This is a genomic window from Leucobacter albus, from assembly GCF_039528015.1.
GTDB lineage: Bacteria > Actinomycetota > Actinomycetes > Actinomycetales > Microbacteriaceae > Leucobacter > Leucobacter albus.
In genome coordinates, this window is sequence record NZ_BAAAKZ010000001.1 from 310,451 (window position 1) to 324,504 (window position 14,054).

18 protein-coding genes are annotated in these 14,054 nt (G+C 66.9%); 11 read left to right on the forward strand and 7 right to left on the reverse strand.

The annotated features are described in order from the left end of the window. Positions 1–94: 94 nt before the first annotated feature. Together ABD115_RS01400 and ABD115_RS01405 are read right to left on the reverse strand one after the other, a co-directional pair. Positions 95–364 carry a DUF4031 domain-containing protein gene (locus ABD115_RS01400; protein WP_343957418.1) on the reverse strand — a complete coding sequence of 90 codons (270 nt, stop codon included), beginning with the start codon at positions 362–364 and terminating at the stop codon, positions 95–97. A 3-nt stretch (positions 365–367) separates the two neighbouring features. Next, a complete protein-coding gene (locus tag ABD115_RS01405; RefSeq protein WP_343957421.1) occupies positions 368–1,330 on the reverse strand; it encodes a cation diffusion facilitator family transporter in 963 nt (320 codons plus the stop codon). Positions 1,331–1,467: 137 nt separating this feature from the next. Between ABD115_RS01405 and proC the strand changes: the two genes are divergently transcribed. Further along, complete coding sequence (gene proC / locus ABD115_RS01410) at positions 1,468–2,319, forward strand: pyrroline-5-carboxylate reductase (protein WP_343957423.1); 852 nt, start codon at positions 1,468–1,470, stop codon at positions 2,317–2,319. Between the two features lie 157 nt (positions 2,320–2,476). Here proC and ABD115_RS01415 read toward each other — a convergent pair whose 3' ends face one another. Further along, positions 2,477–3,142 (reverse strand): potassium channel family protein, encoded by a 666-nt coding sequence (locus ABD115_RS01415; protein ID WP_343957425.1) that lies wholly within the window; start codon positions 3,140–3,142, stop codon positions 2,477–2,479. Next, positions 3,135–4,475 (reverse strand): TrkH family potassium uptake protein, encoded by a 1,341-nt coding sequence (locus ABD115_RS01420; protein WP_382389521.1) that lies wholly within the window; start codon positions 4,473–4,475, stop codon positions 3,135–3,137. The genes ABD115_RS01415 and ABD115_RS01420 overlap by 8 nt, the downstream gene beginning before the upstream one ends. Positions 4,476–4,643: 168 nt before the next feature. Between ABD115_RS01420 and ABD115_RS01425 the strand changes: the two genes are divergently transcribed. The 4 genes from ABD115_RS01425 (at position 4,644) to ABD115_RS01440 (ending at position 6,116) form a co-directional block, all read left to right on the forward strand. Beyond that, positions 4,644–5,108, forward strand: coding sequence for an ArsR/SmtB family transcription factor (locus ABD115_RS01425; protein WP_343957429.1), 465 nt, complete (start codon positions 4,644–4,646; stop codon positions 5,106–5,108). Between the two features lie 122 nt (positions 5,109–5,230). Then, a complete protein-coding gene (locus ABD115_RS01430) occupies positions 5,231–5,329 on the forward strand; it encodes a 30S ribosomal protein bS22 (RefSeq protein WP_005504750.1) in 99 nt (32 codons plus the stop codon). Between the two features lie 144 nt (positions 5,330–5,473). Further along, complete coding sequence (locus ABD115_RS01435) at positions 5,474–5,767, forward strand: glutaredoxin family protein (protein WP_343957431.1); 294 nt, start codon at positions 5,474–5,476, stop codon at positions 5,765–5,767. A 46-nt stretch (positions 5,768–5,813) separates the two neighbouring features. Next, positions 5,814–6,116 (forward strand): Dabb family protein, encoded by a 303-nt coding sequence (locus tag ABD115_RS01440; protein ID WP_343957433.1) that lies wholly within the window; start codon positions 5,814–5,816, stop codon positions 6,114–6,116. A 77-nt stretch (positions 6,117–6,193) separates the two neighbouring features. Here the strand turns inward: ABD115_RS01440 and ABD115_RS01445 are convergent, their stop codons facing one another. Further along, a complete protein-coding gene (locus tag ABD115_RS01445; RefSeq protein WP_343957435.1) occupies positions 6,194–7,372 on the reverse strand; it encodes an FAD-dependent oxidoreductase in 1,179 nt (392 codons plus the stop codon). Next, positions 7,365–7,955, reverse strand: a complete 591-nt coding sequence (locus ABD115_RS01450; RefSeq protein ID WP_343957437.1) for a helix-turn-helix domain-containing protein — start codon at positions 7,953–7,955, stop codon at positions 7,365–7,367. The genes ABD115_RS01445 and ABD115_RS01450 overlap by 8 nt, the downstream gene beginning before the upstream one ends. Positions 7,956–8,059: 104 nt before the next feature. On the opposite strand from ABD115_RS01450, the gene ABD115_RS01455 reads away from it, so the two are divergent. The 3 genes from ABD115_RS01455 to ABD115_RS01465 all read left to right on the forward strand — a co-directional run bounded on the left by ABD115_RS01455 (position 8,060) and on the right by ABD115_RS01465 (position 10,900). Further along, positions 8,060–9,040 (forward strand): NAD(P)/FAD-dependent oxidoreductase, encoded by a 981-nt coding sequence (locus ABD115_RS01455; protein WP_343957438.1) that lies wholly within the window; start codon positions 8,060–8,062, stop codon positions 9,038–9,040. Continuing rightward, positions 9,037–9,690 carry a class I SAM-dependent methyltransferase gene (locus tag ABD115_RS01460; RefSeq protein ID WP_343957440.1) on the forward strand — a complete coding sequence of 218 codons (654 nt, stop codon included), beginning with the start codon at positions 9,037–9,039 and terminating at the stop codon, positions 9,688–9,690. The genes ABD115_RS01455 and ABD115_RS01460 overlap by 4 nt, the downstream gene beginning before the upstream one ends. Positions 9,691–9,811: 121 nt before the next feature. Beyond that, a complete protein-coding gene (locus tag ABD115_RS01465) occupies positions 9,812–10,900 on the forward strand; it encodes a hypothetical protein (protein WP_343957442.1) in 1,089 nt (362 codons plus the stop codon). Here ABD115_RS01465 and ABD115_RS01470 read toward each other — a convergent pair. Then, entirely contained in the window at positions 10,897–11,184 is a 288-nt protein-coding gene (locus ABD115_RS01470; RefSeq protein WP_343957444.1) for a cupin domain-containing protein, read from the reverse strand. The genes ABD115_RS01465 and ABD115_RS01470 overlap by 4 nt on opposite strands. A 177-nt stretch (positions 11,185–11,361) precedes the next feature. Here ABD115_RS01470 and ABD115_RS01475 point away from each other — a divergent pair, with 177 nt between their 5' ends. The 3 genes from ABD115_RS01475 to ABD115_RS01485 are packed head-to-tail and all read left to right on the forward strand — an operon-like array spanning position 11,362 to position 13,978. Then, positions 11,362–12,027: a SipW-dependent-type signal peptide-containing protein gene (locus tag ABD115_RS01475; protein ID WP_343957447.1), complete on the forward strand. Its 666-nt coding sequence runs from the start codon at positions 11,362–11,364 to the stop codon at positions 12,025–12,027. 7 nt (positions 12,028–12,034) lie between these two features. After that, a complete protein-coding gene (locus tag ABD115_RS01480; protein ID WP_343957450.1) occupies positions 12,035–12,679 on the forward strand; it encodes a SipW-dependent-type signal peptide-containing protein in 645 nt (214 codons plus the stop codon). A 45-nt stretch (positions 12,680–12,724) separates the two neighbouring features. Further along, positions 12,725–13,978, forward strand: coding sequence for a signal peptidase I (locus ABD115_RS01485; protein ID WP_343957452.1), 1,254 nt, complete (start codon positions 12,725–12,727; stop codon positions 13,976–13,978). Positions 13,979–14,054 lie beyond the last annotated feature (76 nt).

Here is a 14,054-nt window from a genome sequence, read left to right on the forward strand (position 1 = left end):
TGGTGACCGGGTGGTAAACGGCCGGCGATCGTTCTCGAAACTTGCCCTCGCGCGAATAGGAGATCCGCCGTTCCCCGCCAGTGGGTGCGGCTGGCTAGCGGCCGCGGCGCTCCCGCATCGTCACGCGCAGACCTGAGGCGATTAACCGTCGAACGAGCTCGCGCCCTCCAACGTGGGTCGCACCAGCAGCAATGAGCGCCGAGTGCATCTCAGCGGGCACGTCGTAGTGGTCGACGTCGAACCCGCGCCTGGGAATGCCGTTCGCAGCCGCGAACTCGTGGAGCTCGTCGAGGTTGTCGTCGCTCACGAGGTGCGCCCACAGCTTGCCGTGGGCGGGCCAGCTGGGGTCGTCGATGAGCACCATCGGTCAGTCGCTCGACAGCATGACGATCGAGCTGGTCGTCGGCGTCGGCAGGTTCGGGTCGAGCCACACGTCGGGCTCGATGTAGATCACCCGGGCCGCAGGCACGGCCTCGCGCACGCGACGCTCGGCCATGTTGATGATCACCGAGACCTCAGACATCGTGGTGGTCGCCGGCAGCGACACCTTCGCGGCGACCATGATCTCGTCGGGCCCGAGATACAGGGTCTTCATGTGAATGATGCGGTCGATCTCTTTCGCGTCTGCGAGCGCGAACTGAATCTTCTGCACATCTTCGGCGGTGGCGCCCTCTCCGATGAGCAGGCTCTTCGTTTCGATGCCGATGATGACGGCGACGGCGATGAGCAGCGCGCCGATGAGAATCGTTGCAGCGGCATCGAAGAACGTGTTGCCGGTGAGAACAGTCAGCCCAACGCCGACGAACGCGAATGACAGGCCGACGAGGGCGGCAAAGTCTTCGAGGAGGATCACTGGGAGCTCCGGTGACTTCGCGCGGCGAATGAAGCTCAGCCAGGTCGAGGGGCCCTTGTGGGGGCGGCTCTCCTTGATCGCGGTGCGCAGCGACAGGCTCTCGAGCACGATCGCGACGGCGAGAACGGCGAGCGGAAGCCACCACATCTCGATCGTGTGCGGGTCGCGAATCTTCGAGATGCCCTCCCAGATCGAGAACAGGCCGCCGACCGTAAACAAGACGATCGCGACGATGAAGGCGTAGATGTAGCGCTCGCGGCCGTAGCCGAACGGGTGCTCGCGGTCGGGGGCCCGCTTGGACTTGCGTCGCCCGACGAGCAGCAGCAACTGGTTGCCAGAGTCTGCGAGCGAGTGGACGCCCTCGGCCAGCATCGCCGAGGACCCTGACAGCGCCCACGCAACGAACTTCGTAATCGCGATGCCAACGTTCGCGAGGAGCGCCGCAATGATCGCGCGCTTGCCGCCTTCACTACTCATGATGCCTCCTGGAATGATGCCCTCGGGCTCAAGTGTATGCGGCAGCCTATGCTTTACCGGGGGTACGGCGCGGCAGACGCACAAAGTCAGTCGTCGACGCGGGGCGAAGACCCAACTTTGTCGGGCAGACTGGTGGCATGACAACGCAGCCCGAGACCCAGGCCCTTCCGCGCACCGCAATGATCGGCGTCGGCTCGATGGGCGGCGCTATCCTTGCCGGGCTGCGAAGCCCCGCCGTGCGGATCGCGCTGCCGATCACCGTCACCACGAACTCGCAGGCAAGCGCCGACGAATTCGCCGGAGCCGCCGATGTGGTGGCGCTCGCCGCAGAGACCGAGCCCGGGGCAAACCGCATGGCCGTGCGCGATGCCGAGGTCGTGATGCTCGCGGTGAAGCCGTGGATGATCGCTGATGTCGCGCGCGAGATCGCGCCAGACATCGCCCCCGGCACCATCGTCGTGAGCGTCGCGGCAGGTGTCTCGTGCGCGCAGATTGAGGCGGAGCTGCCCGGGGCGCAGGTGGTGCGGGCGATGCCGAATACGCCGTCGCACCTCGGGCGCGGGGTCGCGGGCGTCGCGGGCGGATCCTCGGCCTCTGCCGAAGCGGTCGAGACCGTGCGGCGGGTGTTTGAGACCGTCGGCGACGTGATCGTCGTGCGCGAGGAACAGATTAACGACGTGGCCGCGGTGTCGGGCTCGGGCCCCGCGTATCTCTTTCTCTACGTTGAAGAAATGACGGCCGCGGCCATTCGCCGAGGCTTCACCCCGGAACAGGCCCGCACGCTGGTGAACGGCACCGTCTCTGGCGCGGCCGAGCTGCTCGTGCAGAGCGGCGAGAACCCCGCGCAGCTGCGCCGCAACGTCACGAGCCCGAAGGGCACAACCGAGCAGGCCGTGTTCGTGCTGCAGGATGCGGGCTGGGGCGAGCTGTTCGACCGTGCGCTGGCCGCGAATGTGCGGCGCTCGGAGGAGCTCGAGCGCGGGGAGTAGGGCGCGCGGGGCTGCGGTTGGGGGTGGGCTTGCTGGGCAAGCTGCGGTAGATAGGGTTTCTGCCGTCGTACGGGCCGGGGCCTTGGTTTTGGGTCTATCTTGTGCTGATTGCCTATCTTGCGCCGCAGCCCGGCAGCCCGGCAGCCCGGCAGCCCGGCTAGCCGATGGTGGCGAAGCGCTCCACATCGGCGGCGGTGCCCGACACGATGATGAGGTCGTGCGTCGAGATCACCGTCTCTTGCGTCGCGTGCGTGAACGGCTGCCCCGGGGTTTTCACCCCGACGACGGTCACCCGGTAGCGGGTGCGCACCCCGCTCTCGCGCAGCGTGCGGCCGCGCACCGAGCGCGGCGGGTACATCTTCGCGATGACGTAGTTATCGTCGAACTGAATGAAATCGAGCATCGCACCCGAGAGCAGGTGGGCGACGCGCTCCCCGGCCTCGCGCTCGGGGTAGATGACGTGGTTCACGCCAATGCGCTCGAGAATCTTGCCGTGCGAGTGCGAGATGGCCTTCGCCCAGATCTGGGGAATGCCGAGATCGACGAGGTTTGCTGCGATGAGCACGCTCGACTCAATCGATGCGCCCGTCGCTACGACAGCGATCTGAAACTCGTCTGCGCCGATCTGTTGCAGCGCCTCCATCGAGCGCGCGTCGGCCTGCACCGCGTGCGTCACGCGGTCAGACCACTTCTGCACGAGCTCGGCGTTGCTATCAACGACGAGCACCTCGCGGTCTTGCCGATCGAGCTGGCCAGCGGTAGACGCGCCAAACCGGCCGAGCCCGATCACGATGACGGGGGCATCACTTCGAATATCAACCAACGATCGGCCTTTCCTCTGGGAACCTGAACAGCTGCGACCGGCTGGTGGCCGCAACCGCGGCGGCGAGGGTGACGGTGCCGACACGGCCCGCCCACATCGTCGCCGCAAGAATGTATTTGCCCGCGTCGGGGAGCTCCTCAGACAGGCCGGTGCTCAGGCCGCACGTGCCAAACGCAGAGATCACCTCGAACAGCGTCTCGTCGAGTGTGGTACCGGCGATGTGCATGATCGCGGTCGTCGAGATGAGCACGATCGTCGCGCCCCAGATGAGCACCGAGACCGCGACCCTGAGCACCTCGGTCGGAATTCGCCTGCCGAACGCCTGCATGTCTTGGTAGCCGCGGGCCTCGGCGTAGGCCGCGAGGAAGAGCACCGCGATCGTCGTCACCTTGATGCCGCCAGCTGTCGAGGCCGATCCGCCACCCACGAACATCAGCATGTCGAGCACGAGGCGCGTCGACCCGTTCATCTCCATCGGGTCGATGATGCCGAGCCCGCCCGAGCGAGTCATGATCGACATGTACCACGCGTCGTAGAGCGTGCGCCCGACGGGCTCCGCGCCAAGCGTTTGCGGGTTGTTCCACTCGAGCGAGGTGATGAGCAGCCAGCCGAGCACCACGAAGATCAGCGTGGTCGCGAGCGTGAGCTTTGCGTGCAGGCCAATGTGGCGGCGCTTCTCAGACCCCTTGATGACGTAGCGGTAGAGGGCAAAAATCACCGGGAACCCGATACTGCCGAGAAACACGCCAATCGCGAGCACCGTGAGCAGGTAGTAATCGCCGAGGTATGGTTCAAGCCCGCCCGCGAGCGGCACGAAGCCGGTGTTCGTGAACGCCGAGGCGGCGAGGTAGAACCCGTTCCACAGGGCGTGCCAAAAATCCATGCCGTCTGCCATGAGGCGCGGGGTGATGAGCAGGGTCAGCCCCGCCTCGATGACCAGCAGGCTGATGGCGACCGCGCCGAGCAGCCCGCCGATATCGCCGAGGCCGACGGCCTGGCTCTCGGAGGCGCCGCGCGCGGTGCGATTGGGGTTCGTGTCGCTCGCGACGAGCAGGCGCTGCCTGAGGCCGAGCCTGCGTGTGACCGTCAGGCCGAGCAGGCTCGCGATCGTGAGCACTCCGACGCCGCCGATCTGAATGCCGAGCAAGATGACAATCTCGCCAAACAACGACCACTGCGTCGCCATATCGACCGTCGACAGCCCGGTGACGCAGATTGCCGAAACGGCAGTGAAGAGCGCATCGGCGAGTGGGGTGATCGTGCCGGCCGCGCTCGAGATGGGGAGCGCGAGCAGGGCAGTCCAGATCGCAACCAGGCTCGTGAAGACGAGAATCGCGAATCGGGCTGGGGTGGTGTGGACGAGCGCTTGAAACCACGACGACCGGTTTCCCTGAAAGGGAGCCCTATTGGCGAGTGCGCTTGAGCTCACATCTCCTTCTTTCAGCGAACGGTGGGGTTCAATGTTGTCATGCTACACACTGGTCGGGATACCCTGGTGTCTATGCCAGACATTTTCGGAGTGATCGCAGACGCGACCAGGCGTGACATCTTGCAGGTGCTGCTCGATCGTCATGCCGACGACGCCGAGATGAGCGTCTCCGAAATTGTGAACCAGCTTGAGATCAGCCAGCCTACAGTTTCGAAGCACCTGAAGGTGCTGCGCGACGCCGAACTAGTGACGGTGCGCGAAGAAGGGCAGCACCGGTTTTACTCGCTGAACGCCGAACCGCTCGAAATGGTCGAAGACTTCGTCATCCCGTTTCTCTCAGCGGGCTTCGACACCGAGGTTACCGTTGAGTACCTTGACGGCAACGGTTCGACGGTGACCGGCCCCGAGGGGCTGCACGACGGCGAGCACGTTTTGCCCGAAGAGGCCGCGAGCGCGGCCGAGCGCATCGGGCGCGCTGCTGCCGTCGCCGAGCACCGCGTGAAGGAGCTTGTCGCCCGATTTAAGCTGCGAGAGTAGTGGCTTCAGCCGCGAGAGTGGCCGCTCAGTTCGCGCGAGCCAGCGCGGCGTTGTAGACTGTTGTGATTGTGGGCCACGTTACGGGTAGGCCCCGTACGGCCCCGAGAGACGTGAGGTAACTGATGGGTTCAGTAATCAAGAAGCGCCGCAAGCGTATGTCCAAGAAGAAGCACCGCAAACTGCTTCGGAAGACGCGCCACCAGCGCCGCAACAAGAAGTAGTCACTTCCGCCGCATCAGCGGCTGTGTGACTTGGGCGTCGAGCTTCGGCTCGGCGCCCTTTCTTGTGTGTGTTGGTGCGCGCTCGGCGCCGTGCGCCCCTGTGCGCCCGTCAGGCCCGACGCCCGCGCACCCTAGACTGGCAGGGTGGAACCTGTGCGCATCACCCTGATCGGCAAACCCGGCTGTCACCTCTGCGACGACGCGCGCGAGGTTGTCGAGGGCGTGCGCGCGAAGCTCGCCGCCGAGAGCGTCGCGACCGAGCTTGTCGAGCTCAATATTCTCGAGGACGAGGCGCTCGCGCGACTACACTCCGAAGACATTCCGGTGGTGCGCATCGGTGAGAAGCGCCACGCCATTTGGCGAGTCGACCCCGACAAGTTCGAGGCTGCCGTGCGGCGGGCTGCCGGCTGTGCGAGAAAGACGTTCTGGCGCCGCTAGGCCCGCGATCCACACCCAAGAACACCGAAACACCAAAGGAGCCCCCATGGCCGTGCGCCACATTGTGAGCTGGAAGATGAACGGCGAGACCGCCGCGGAGCGCGCCGCTCAGGCGCGAGAGGTCGTCGAAGCGCTCACGCCGCTGCGCGATATCGTGCCCGGAGTTCTTGCGCTCAACGTTTACCCCAACGGCTTTGACACCGACGGTAACTGGGACGTCGTGCTTGTGAGCGACCACGAAGACAAGGCCGCGCTCGACGCCTACGCGATCAACCCCGATCACGTCGCGGCTGCCGGCGTGGTCAAGGCGCGCGCTGCGGCCCGTTCGGCGGTCGACTTCCAACTGTAGCGGGGAACCGGGCGCCGGGCCCGAGCCGGGCGCACCGAGCCGGGCCCGAGCCGGGCGCCCCGAGCCGGGCGCCCACCTCACTCCGCGGCAGCGCCGCGACCGTGCGCGGCGAGCCTGAACGCGGCGGGCGGAGGCGCTGAACCCGTCGCCGAGTCGGCGAGAATTCGCCCGATGGCGGGCGCAAACTTGTAGCCGTGGCCCGAAAACCCTGCGGCGACCGTGATGGGGCCGAAGCGCTCGAGCACGAAGCGCCCCGACGCGGTGGAGGTGTAGGTGCAGCTGATTTCGACGCCCGTGTCTGGGTCGAGCCCCGGGAACCACTCCGCGACGTGCTCGCGCACTGCCGCGCGCACCTCGTCGGTCGCGCGGAACGTGCGCTTATCGGGGTCGACCTCGTGGCCGACCGCGTGCAGCCCGACTTTCACGCCCTCGCCTGGGCTCGGCATGCCGTAGACGTTGCCGCCGCGCTCGTCGAGCTGGGCGGGCGCGAACATGTGGTTGAACGACGGCCAGGGCAGGCCAGGGTCGCGCGGGGTGAAGTGCGCCGGGTGTTCCTCGGTGACGGTGAGCTGTGGCAGCTCGATGGGGCCGCCCGGCCCGCTGAGGTCGCGGAGCAGGGGCGCTGTCCAGGCCCCAGCTGCCACGATCACGCGATCCGCCTCGATGGTGCGCCGCTCGCCGCCCGGCGCCGCGAGCTCGACCCGCACGGGCCCGTCTGCGCCGCCGGCCCCCGCGTAGGGCTCGATCGAGAGCACCCGCTGGCCCCGCTCGATTACCGCGCCATCGCGCTCGGCAGCGGCCTCCATGGCGCTGAGCGCGCGGGCCGCATACCCCACCCCGGCCTGGCGGCCGAGCAACACCGGCCCCCGAAAGCGCATGCCCGGCCAGCGGGCGGCCGCGGCCGCGGGGTCGAGCAGCTGCGCATCGGCGCCGCGCTCGGCGAGTGCCGCGTGCGCCGCGAGCACCACGACTTCGTCACCCTGCGTGACGAGCCCGTGCAGCCCGAGTAGCGGCTCGGGCGCCCCGCGCTCGAGCTCGCGCCACAGCCCGAGCGCCTCGTCGAACAGGTCGAGGTAGTGCGCCTCGTGGTAGGCGTTATTGATGTTGCGGGTGGAGCCGTGCGAGGCGCCGCGCGTGTGGTGCTGGCCGAACCGCTCGACGAGGCGCACGTGCTCGCCTCTTCGGGCGAGCTGCCAGGCCGCGGCGAGCCCCATGACGCCGCCGCCGATGACGAGGTGGGCGACGCGCTCAGCCATGATCGGGCGCGATCTCGCTCGCGTCGGCTTCGCCCACGGGGGTGTGCACGTGCACCCGTTCGCCGGCGGCATTGAAGATGCTGATGACCTCGGCGGGTTTCGTTCCAGCGGCGCGCATGCGGTGGGGAACGACGGTGTCGAACTCGGCGGCCTCGCCCGGCTCCAGCACGAGCACCTGGTCGCCGAGGGTGAGTTCGAGTTCGCCCGTCAGCACGTAGATCCACTCGTGCCCGTCGTGTACTTGGGGTTCGCGCACGGGAGCGCCAGGGCGGTAGGTGATTTTGAACGCGCGCACGTCAGATTCTTGGCGTGTCAGCGGGGCGATTGTCATGCCGCCGCGGGTCACCGGGGTGCGGTGCACCCGCGGGTCGCGCGCACGCTGCTCGAGCAGGTCATCGATGCGGATCCCGAGCTGGCCAGTGAGCGGCAACAGTAGCTCGAGGCTCGCCTGGCGCTTCCCAGACTCGAGCCGAGACAGCGTCGACGTCGACATGCCGGCGCGCCCGGCGAGGTCTTCGAGTGTCCAGCCGCGCTGCTGCCTGGCTGTTCTCAGCCGCGGGCCGAGCTGGTCGAGTGCGTCCATGGGCATGCCTTCTTTCGCTAGTCGCGCTGAGAGAAACCTAAGCCACCCTTGCCAATTGTGCAAGTTCGGTTGCCGCAATGGCATTCTTTCGCGACGATGGTCGCATGCAGACCACACCACACGAACCCTCGCAACCTGCCGCCAACGGCTTCGACGCGGTCATCATCGGCGGCGGGGCGGCAGGCCTGAGCGCGGCCCAGGCGCTCGGCAGGTCACTTCGGCGCACGCTCGTGATCGATTCGGGCGAGCCCCGAAACCGCTTCGCCGGTCACATGCACAACGTGCTCGGGCTCGACGGCACCCCGCCCGGCGAGCTCATTGCGCGCGGGCGCGCCGAGGCCGAGGCCTACGGCGTCGAGTTCGCTGTGGGGCTTGTTTCAGCCGTTCGCGAGGGTAAAAACGGGCTGGTGCTCGACGTCGAGGGCCGGGCGGGCGGCGCGCCCACGACGATCCGCACCCGCGCGCTTGTCGTCGCGACCGGGGTCGTCGACGTGCTCCCCGATATCCCCGGCCTCGCCGCGCACTGGGGCAGTTCCGTGCTGCACTGCCCGTACTGCCACGGCTGGGAGGTGCGCGGGCAGCGCCTCGCGGTGATCGCGACGTCGCCGGCTTCGCTGCACCAGGCGAAGCTGCTGCGGCAGTGGACCGACAGCCTCACGGTGTTCAGCGCGGGGCTCGGTGAGCTTGACGCCGCGGTCGAACGGGAGCTCAGCGCCCGCGGGGTGGCGCTCGTGCCGGCGGCGGTGACAGAGGTTGTCGGGGGTGCCGCAGGGCTCGCGGGTGTGCGCACGAGCGACGGGGCGCTCCACAACATCGACGCGGTGTTCACGGCTGCCACGATGACGCCGCGCGACGAGTTTCTCGCTGGGCTTGGGCTCGAGCGCACCGACGCGCCGTTCGGTAGTTTTCTCGCGGTGGATCCGATGGGCAACACCAGCCACCCGCGCGTCTGGGCGATCGGCAACATCGTCAACCCGATGGCAACCGTGCCGATCGCGATGGGCGCGGGAGCGCAGGCGGGCGCGGCGGTAAACTACGCGCTAGTTGAAGAAGATTTCGGGCTCGCGGCGGAGGGAACACGATGACCGAGGCAGCACTCGACCCGAAGGCGTTCTGGGAGGCCCGCTATGGCGAGGCCGACCGAATGTGGTCGGGGCGCGTGAACGAGACGCTCGCGCTTGTCGTGGCGTCGCTCACTCCAGGCCGCTCGCTCGACCTCGGCTGCGGCGAGGGCGGCGACGTGCTGTGGCTCGCCGAGCGCGGCTGGGAGGCAACCGGTATCGACCTGTCTCAGACCGCGATCGAGCGCGCAAGGGCTGAGGCTGAGGCGCGCGGCGTGTCGGCGACGTTCATCGACGCCGACCTCGCGCGGTGGGCTGATCAGCCCGCTGGCGTCGACGGCTCAGAGCGGCCCTTTGAGCTCGTGACCGCCAGCTTTCTGCAATCGCCGGCGCAGCTCCCGCGCGGGCCAGTGCTGCGCGCTGCCGCTGGTCGCGTCGCCCCAGGTGGCACGCTCGCCATCATCGCCCACGCGGCAGCGCCGTCGTGGGCAGCAGGCCACGAGCACCGCGGCCCGACGCACTTCCCGCGCCCCGAAGATGAGCTCGCAGAGCTCGCGCTCGAGGGCGCCGAGTGGAGCATCGAGGTCGCGGAGGTTCGTGAGCGTGCCGCGACCGGGCCCGAGGGCGAGCCCGGCACCCACTTCGACACGGTCGTTGTCGCGAGGCGTCGCTAGAGTTTCTCGACCTCGGTGCGCTCGCGGCCAAGCGGCCGCTCGGGCACCTAGCAACTCGCAGGGCTAGGTCTGGGTGGCAGGCCGGGGCAGCGACGTCTGAGGCCTCTCCTATGGTGAGGGCATGACCGATCAGCACACGGCGGGCGAGTTGCCGCCCGCACGCTCATGGAAATGGCCCACGTTCGAGATTCTCCTCTACGGTCTCGCGTCGTCGGCGCTCGTCGTCATAGTGCTCGGAGCCCCTGTGCGGGGCGAGTTGTTTGGTGATTTTTGGGCACTCGTACCGATAGCAGGAACGCGAGCGCTCGAGCACATTGGGTGGGGGCTCGGGGCGTACATTCCCGTGCTGCTGAGCTTCTACGCGATCGTGATTGGTGGGCAGATCGCGCAGTTGCGCAATGCGGGGGCGACGCAGAGGCTGCTGGGAACGGTCGCGCAGCTGACGATGGGCGCGCTGATGCCAGCAATACTCCTGATCTTCGCCGCCTGTATTGCCGACCCGCAGCTCGCTGGCGGGCTCGTGGTGCTGCTGCCCGTATCGGGGCTCGCATTCTTCCTCGCCGTTCAGCTCGGCGGGTTCGTTGTGGTTGAGAACTCGATGAAACTCGCGCACGCCAGAGAGAACGCCGCGTGGGTCACAGGTCGACTGAAGAAACTCGAGCCGCGCGGCGAACACACCACCGGGGCCGGGATGGCGAGCGCCGCGATCGCGACAGCGGTAGGGGTGGCATTCTCTGTAGCCGCAGGGCTGACGAGTCTGCAGGAGATGTTTTTCGCACTCCTCGTATTCTGCGCGATCTCCGCGATTATCACAGCGTACAACCTGATGAATCTGCGGTTCCTTTACGGTGCCAGAGACCGGGTCACTCGCGTAGCGCTGCTGCTGCCAATGATCGGGGTGCATGCCGCCGTGGCCGCGAACGCGCTTCCCCTGTGGGCGGTGGGCAAAGAATCATTGGCGGTGGGCCTTCTTGGCGTGGTGAGCACCTGTGCTCTGTTGGTGAGCGCGCCCGGGCCGCGTGCCGGCAAGAGCTGGAGTCAGTGGACCACCCGAGCTGGCGCGGCGGCGCTGGCGGTGCGCGACCTCAATAACATGCGCGCGCGTCTGCAGCGCGAGATAGCGGCATTGGAGGCTCGGCTTCCTGCGGTGAACGCGCCGACGCTGCAGCAGCGCGTGCGAGCCGCTGTGGGAGCGCTGCGCGGGCGCTAGAGTTTCTCCACCTCGACGAAGACAATCGGCTCGGTCGAGGCCGTGTTGCTGATCTCGTGCTCCGAGCCCGCCGGCCGCGAGTAGCTCACTCCGGTTTCGAGCGCGGCCTCGAAGCTGGTGCCGTCGGCGTTTTTCACGTGCATCGATGCGGTCACGAGCGGAACGACGACGTATTCGTGCTCGTGCACGTGCATGGGAATCGTGCCGCCCGGCATGATCGTCCACTGAGTCACCCGAAAGTGCTCGTTGTCGAGCTGAACTTGGCTGTGCGATCCGGTAGTCATTGCACCATTGTCCCACCACAAACGAAGCGGCCCTTCCCGCGTGGCGGTAGGCCGCCGCCAAAAGCCGAGGCGCCAGGTGGCCGTTACCGCCCTCACGGCCAGCCCGGGTGCGGTTGTGGGTGCGGGTGCAACCCGGTCTGACGAGTGATTGCTGGGTAGATGTTCTGTTGAATCCCTATGTCAATTGAATATGTTGTCGTAGCATGTGGCCAGAGCATCGTCGAGGTGTTCTCGACGAGACGATACAAAGGGGTATTGCTGATGTCACTCAATGAAGCCGAAAAGGCAGAAAACCCACGACGCGGATGGACGAAGGCGCGGGCAATTCTTGCCGGTGGCCTCGTGCTTGGTGTTGGAGCTGCGATTACGCTCGCCGCCTGGACGGATACGGAATGGGCCCGCGGCATCTTCAGCAGCGGCAACTTTGGGATCGAGGGCTCGACCGACGGTTCGACCTTTGATGATCACCCAACGAGTGCTGCCCCGGCGACGCTGAGCTTTGAGGTGGGAGCAAACAAACTCTCTCCCGAAAGTGCCGTTTACGCAGGGTTCGCCGTGCGGCTCGAAGCCAACTCTGACTACGCAGGCATGGTTACGGTAGAACAAGACATGACTGCTGCGCTCGCCGGGACGACTGCGAGCTACGTCTACACCACCAGTGCGGGTTGCGACGCGACCACCTTCCAGACCGGCACAGATGCGAACGTGCCGACGTTCGAACTTGCGGCACTGGACGACCCGACATATCTCTGCTTCCAGGTGTCCGCAGATGACACTCTGGCCCAGGGTCAGAGTGGGTCGATTACTTGGACATTCACCGCTGAATCCGGCGCGACCCTGTAGCTCAGCCATGAACGGCCGCACTCGCAAGGGGCGGGCTCGGGGGAGGTACTCTGCCGCGCCACCGAGCTGGTTCACCCGAGCCCGCGCGCTGCTCGCCGGTGCGTTGGTGCTCGGGGTCGGTGGCACTCTGACGCTCGCAGCATGGACTGACACCGAGATAGCTCGCGGTGCCTTCACCGCGAGTCAATTCGCGATCGAAGGGTCGACTGACGGTTCCACGTTTTCTGAACATCCCTCCAGCGGGCCCGCGGCGCTCAGCTTCTCGGTGAACTCCTCGACGATGTCGCCCGGAGCGACCAGCTACGCGCGTTTTGTTGTGCGCACGACCTCTGCAACGAATGTAGCTGGGGCGGTCGCACTCGGTGGAGCAACGGTCACGGGAACCGGGCTCGGAGCATTCCTGAAATACGGGGTGCGAACGATTCCCGCGGGCGCTGCCTGCGATGCAACGTCATTTGCCTCAGGCGCGGTTGTCGTGCCGAATGACAGCGCCCTGAGCGTCGGTGCGACTGGCGCTCAGCCGCTCGTCGCGGCGGCAGGGGCGGTGGTGGCCTACTGCTTCGCAGTTTCGCTCCCACCCGGCACGAGTAACGCGGCCCAGGGGTTGAACGCGTCGGCCACGTGGACCCTGACGGCGACTTCAGCGTCATAGCTTGCTCAGCATCTGCATCGACGAGATTTGAGAGGTGGTACATCGGTGGCGAGACAGCGAGATGGTGGGCTGCCGGCGGTAGGGAACATGCTCCTGAACCTTGCCGCCATCGGTGGTCTTGCGTGCATCGTGCTTGTCGTGCTGTCGCTCGCGTTCCACATCTCGCTCATCATGTTCAAGACCGGTTCGATGTCGCCGACAATTCCGGCGGGCTCCCTCGCGGTTGTCCGCACGATTCCAGCGAGCGAGATTCGGGTGGGTGACGTGCTCACGGTCGATCGGCCAGGCATGCTGCCAGTTACACACCGAGTGACCTCGGTCGAAGGCTCAGGTGAATCTCGAACAATTACCATGCGCGGTGATGCGAACGACGCTGAAGACCCAGCACCCTACGAGGTGACAGATGCGCGTCGCGTACTGGGGTCGGTGCCGCATCTCGCTCGGGTAGTCGTGTGGTTCTCGAACCCCTGGGTGCTCGGCGCGATGACGTTGGGCGCCGCAACCCTGGTGACCTGGGCATTCTGGCCGCGTGAGCCCCGAGACAGGGAGCCCAGTCAGCCCCGGAGGCCGAAACATGAGCGGGTCGCTGCCGATGCGGCACTGACACTTGGAGCCTCGGTTCTGCTGTGGGGCGCCCTGACGCTTGCGCCGCTCTCGACGCCACCCGCGTCGGCGGCCGAGCCCGTGCCAATAGTGGGCGCCCTGCTCGAGGCCGAAAACGTCGATTCGTCCGAGCCGGTGCCTGTTGTTACCACTGGGCGCTTCATCACCATAACGTCGATTGGCGACACCAAAGAGATGCGCGCGATGCGCCCCGGTGTGCCGGTGCCGTGGCAAATTGGTGTGCGCACGACGGCGGGCGGAGCGAACGAAGTGACGGTGAGCCTCGAAGCCAACGGGGCGCGCGATCTCGGTCTCAGCCTCAACGTACGCGAGTGCGATGTGCGGTGGGTCGGAGGAGGTTGCAGCGGCAACGAGACAACCGTCGGTGGGCAGGGGGTCGTTGACATCGACGGGGAAGCACAACTGGTGACGGTGCTCAGAGACGGGGCAGAACGCTGGTTCCTGGTGAACGCGACGATTGCCGCCCCGGCCGACGGCACAGTCGAGGTGCTGATGAGGGCAACTGGAGAGGGCGAAACAGTCACGGCGGCCCCCGGGAGAGTCGGGGCGCTGAGTGAGACCGGGGCTACGTCGAACCTTGCCTGGCTGCTCGGCCTCGCAAGCGTGGCCCTTGGGCTTGGGGCCGCCGGTGCAGCCGGGCTGACCGCGCATCGCCGAAGGGCGGTGGGCACATGAGGTATGCGGCGTTCACGCATTCGACCCGGAGCCCGCGCTTGGTGCATGGCGAGCGGGCTGCGGAGCCTGCGCGGGC

Coding starts and splice junctions, on each gene's coding strand:
- ABD115_RS01400 (WP_343957418.1), bottom strand. CDS start 364: ATGGTGCTCATCGACGACCCCAGCTGGCCCGCCCACGGCAAGCTGTGG.
- ABD115_RS01475 (WP_343957447.1), top strand. CDS start 11,362: ATGTCAATTGAATATGTTGTCGTAGCATGTGGCCAGAGCATCGTCGAG.
- proC (WP_343957423.1), top strand. CDS start 1,468: ATGACAACGCAGCCCGAGACCCAGGCCCTTCCGCGCACCGCAATGATC.
- ABD115_RS01480 (WP_343957450.1), top strand. CDS start 12,035: ATGAACGGCCGCACTCGCAAGGGGCGGGCTCGGGGGAGGTACTCTGCC.
- ABD115_RS01430 (WP_005504750.1), top strand. CDS start 5,231: ATGGGTTCAGTAATCAAGAAGCGCCGCAAGCGTATGTCCAAGAAGAAG.
- ABD115_RS01460 (WP_343957440.1), top strand. CDS start 9,037: ATGACCGAGGCAGCACTCGACCCGAAGGCGTTCTGGGAGGCCCGCTAT.
- ABD115_RS01425 (WP_343957429.1), top strand. CDS start 4,644: ATGCCAGACATTTTCGGAGTGATCGCAGACGCGACCAGGCGTGACATC.
- ABD115_RS01465 (WP_343957442.1), top strand. CDS start 9,812: ATGACCGATCAGCACACGGCGGGCGAGTTGCCGCCCGCACGCTCATGG.
- ABD115_RS01445 (WP_343957435.1), bottom strand. CDS start 7,372: ATGGCTGAGCGCGTCGCCCACCTCGTCATCGGCGGCGGCGTCATGGGG.
- ABD115_RS01455 (WP_343957438.1), top strand. CDS start 8,060: ATGCAGACCACACCACACGAACCCTCGCAACCTGCCGCCAACGGCTTC.
- ABD115_RS01450 (WP_343957437.1), bottom strand. CDS start 7,955: ATGGACGCACTCGACCAGCTCGGCCCGCGGCTGAGAACAGCCAGGCAG.
- ABD115_RS01440 (WP_343957433.1), top strand. CDS start 5,814: ATGGCCGTGCGCCACATTGTGAGCTGGAAGATGAACGGCGAGACCGCC.
- ABD115_RS01405 (WP_343957421.1), bottom strand. CDS start 1,330: ATGAGTAGTGAAGGCGGCAAGCGCGCGATCATTGCGGCGCTCCTCGCG.
- ABD115_RS01470 (WP_343957444.1), bottom strand. CDS start 11,184: ATGACTACCGGATCGCACAGCCAAGTTCAGCTCGACAACGAGCACTTT.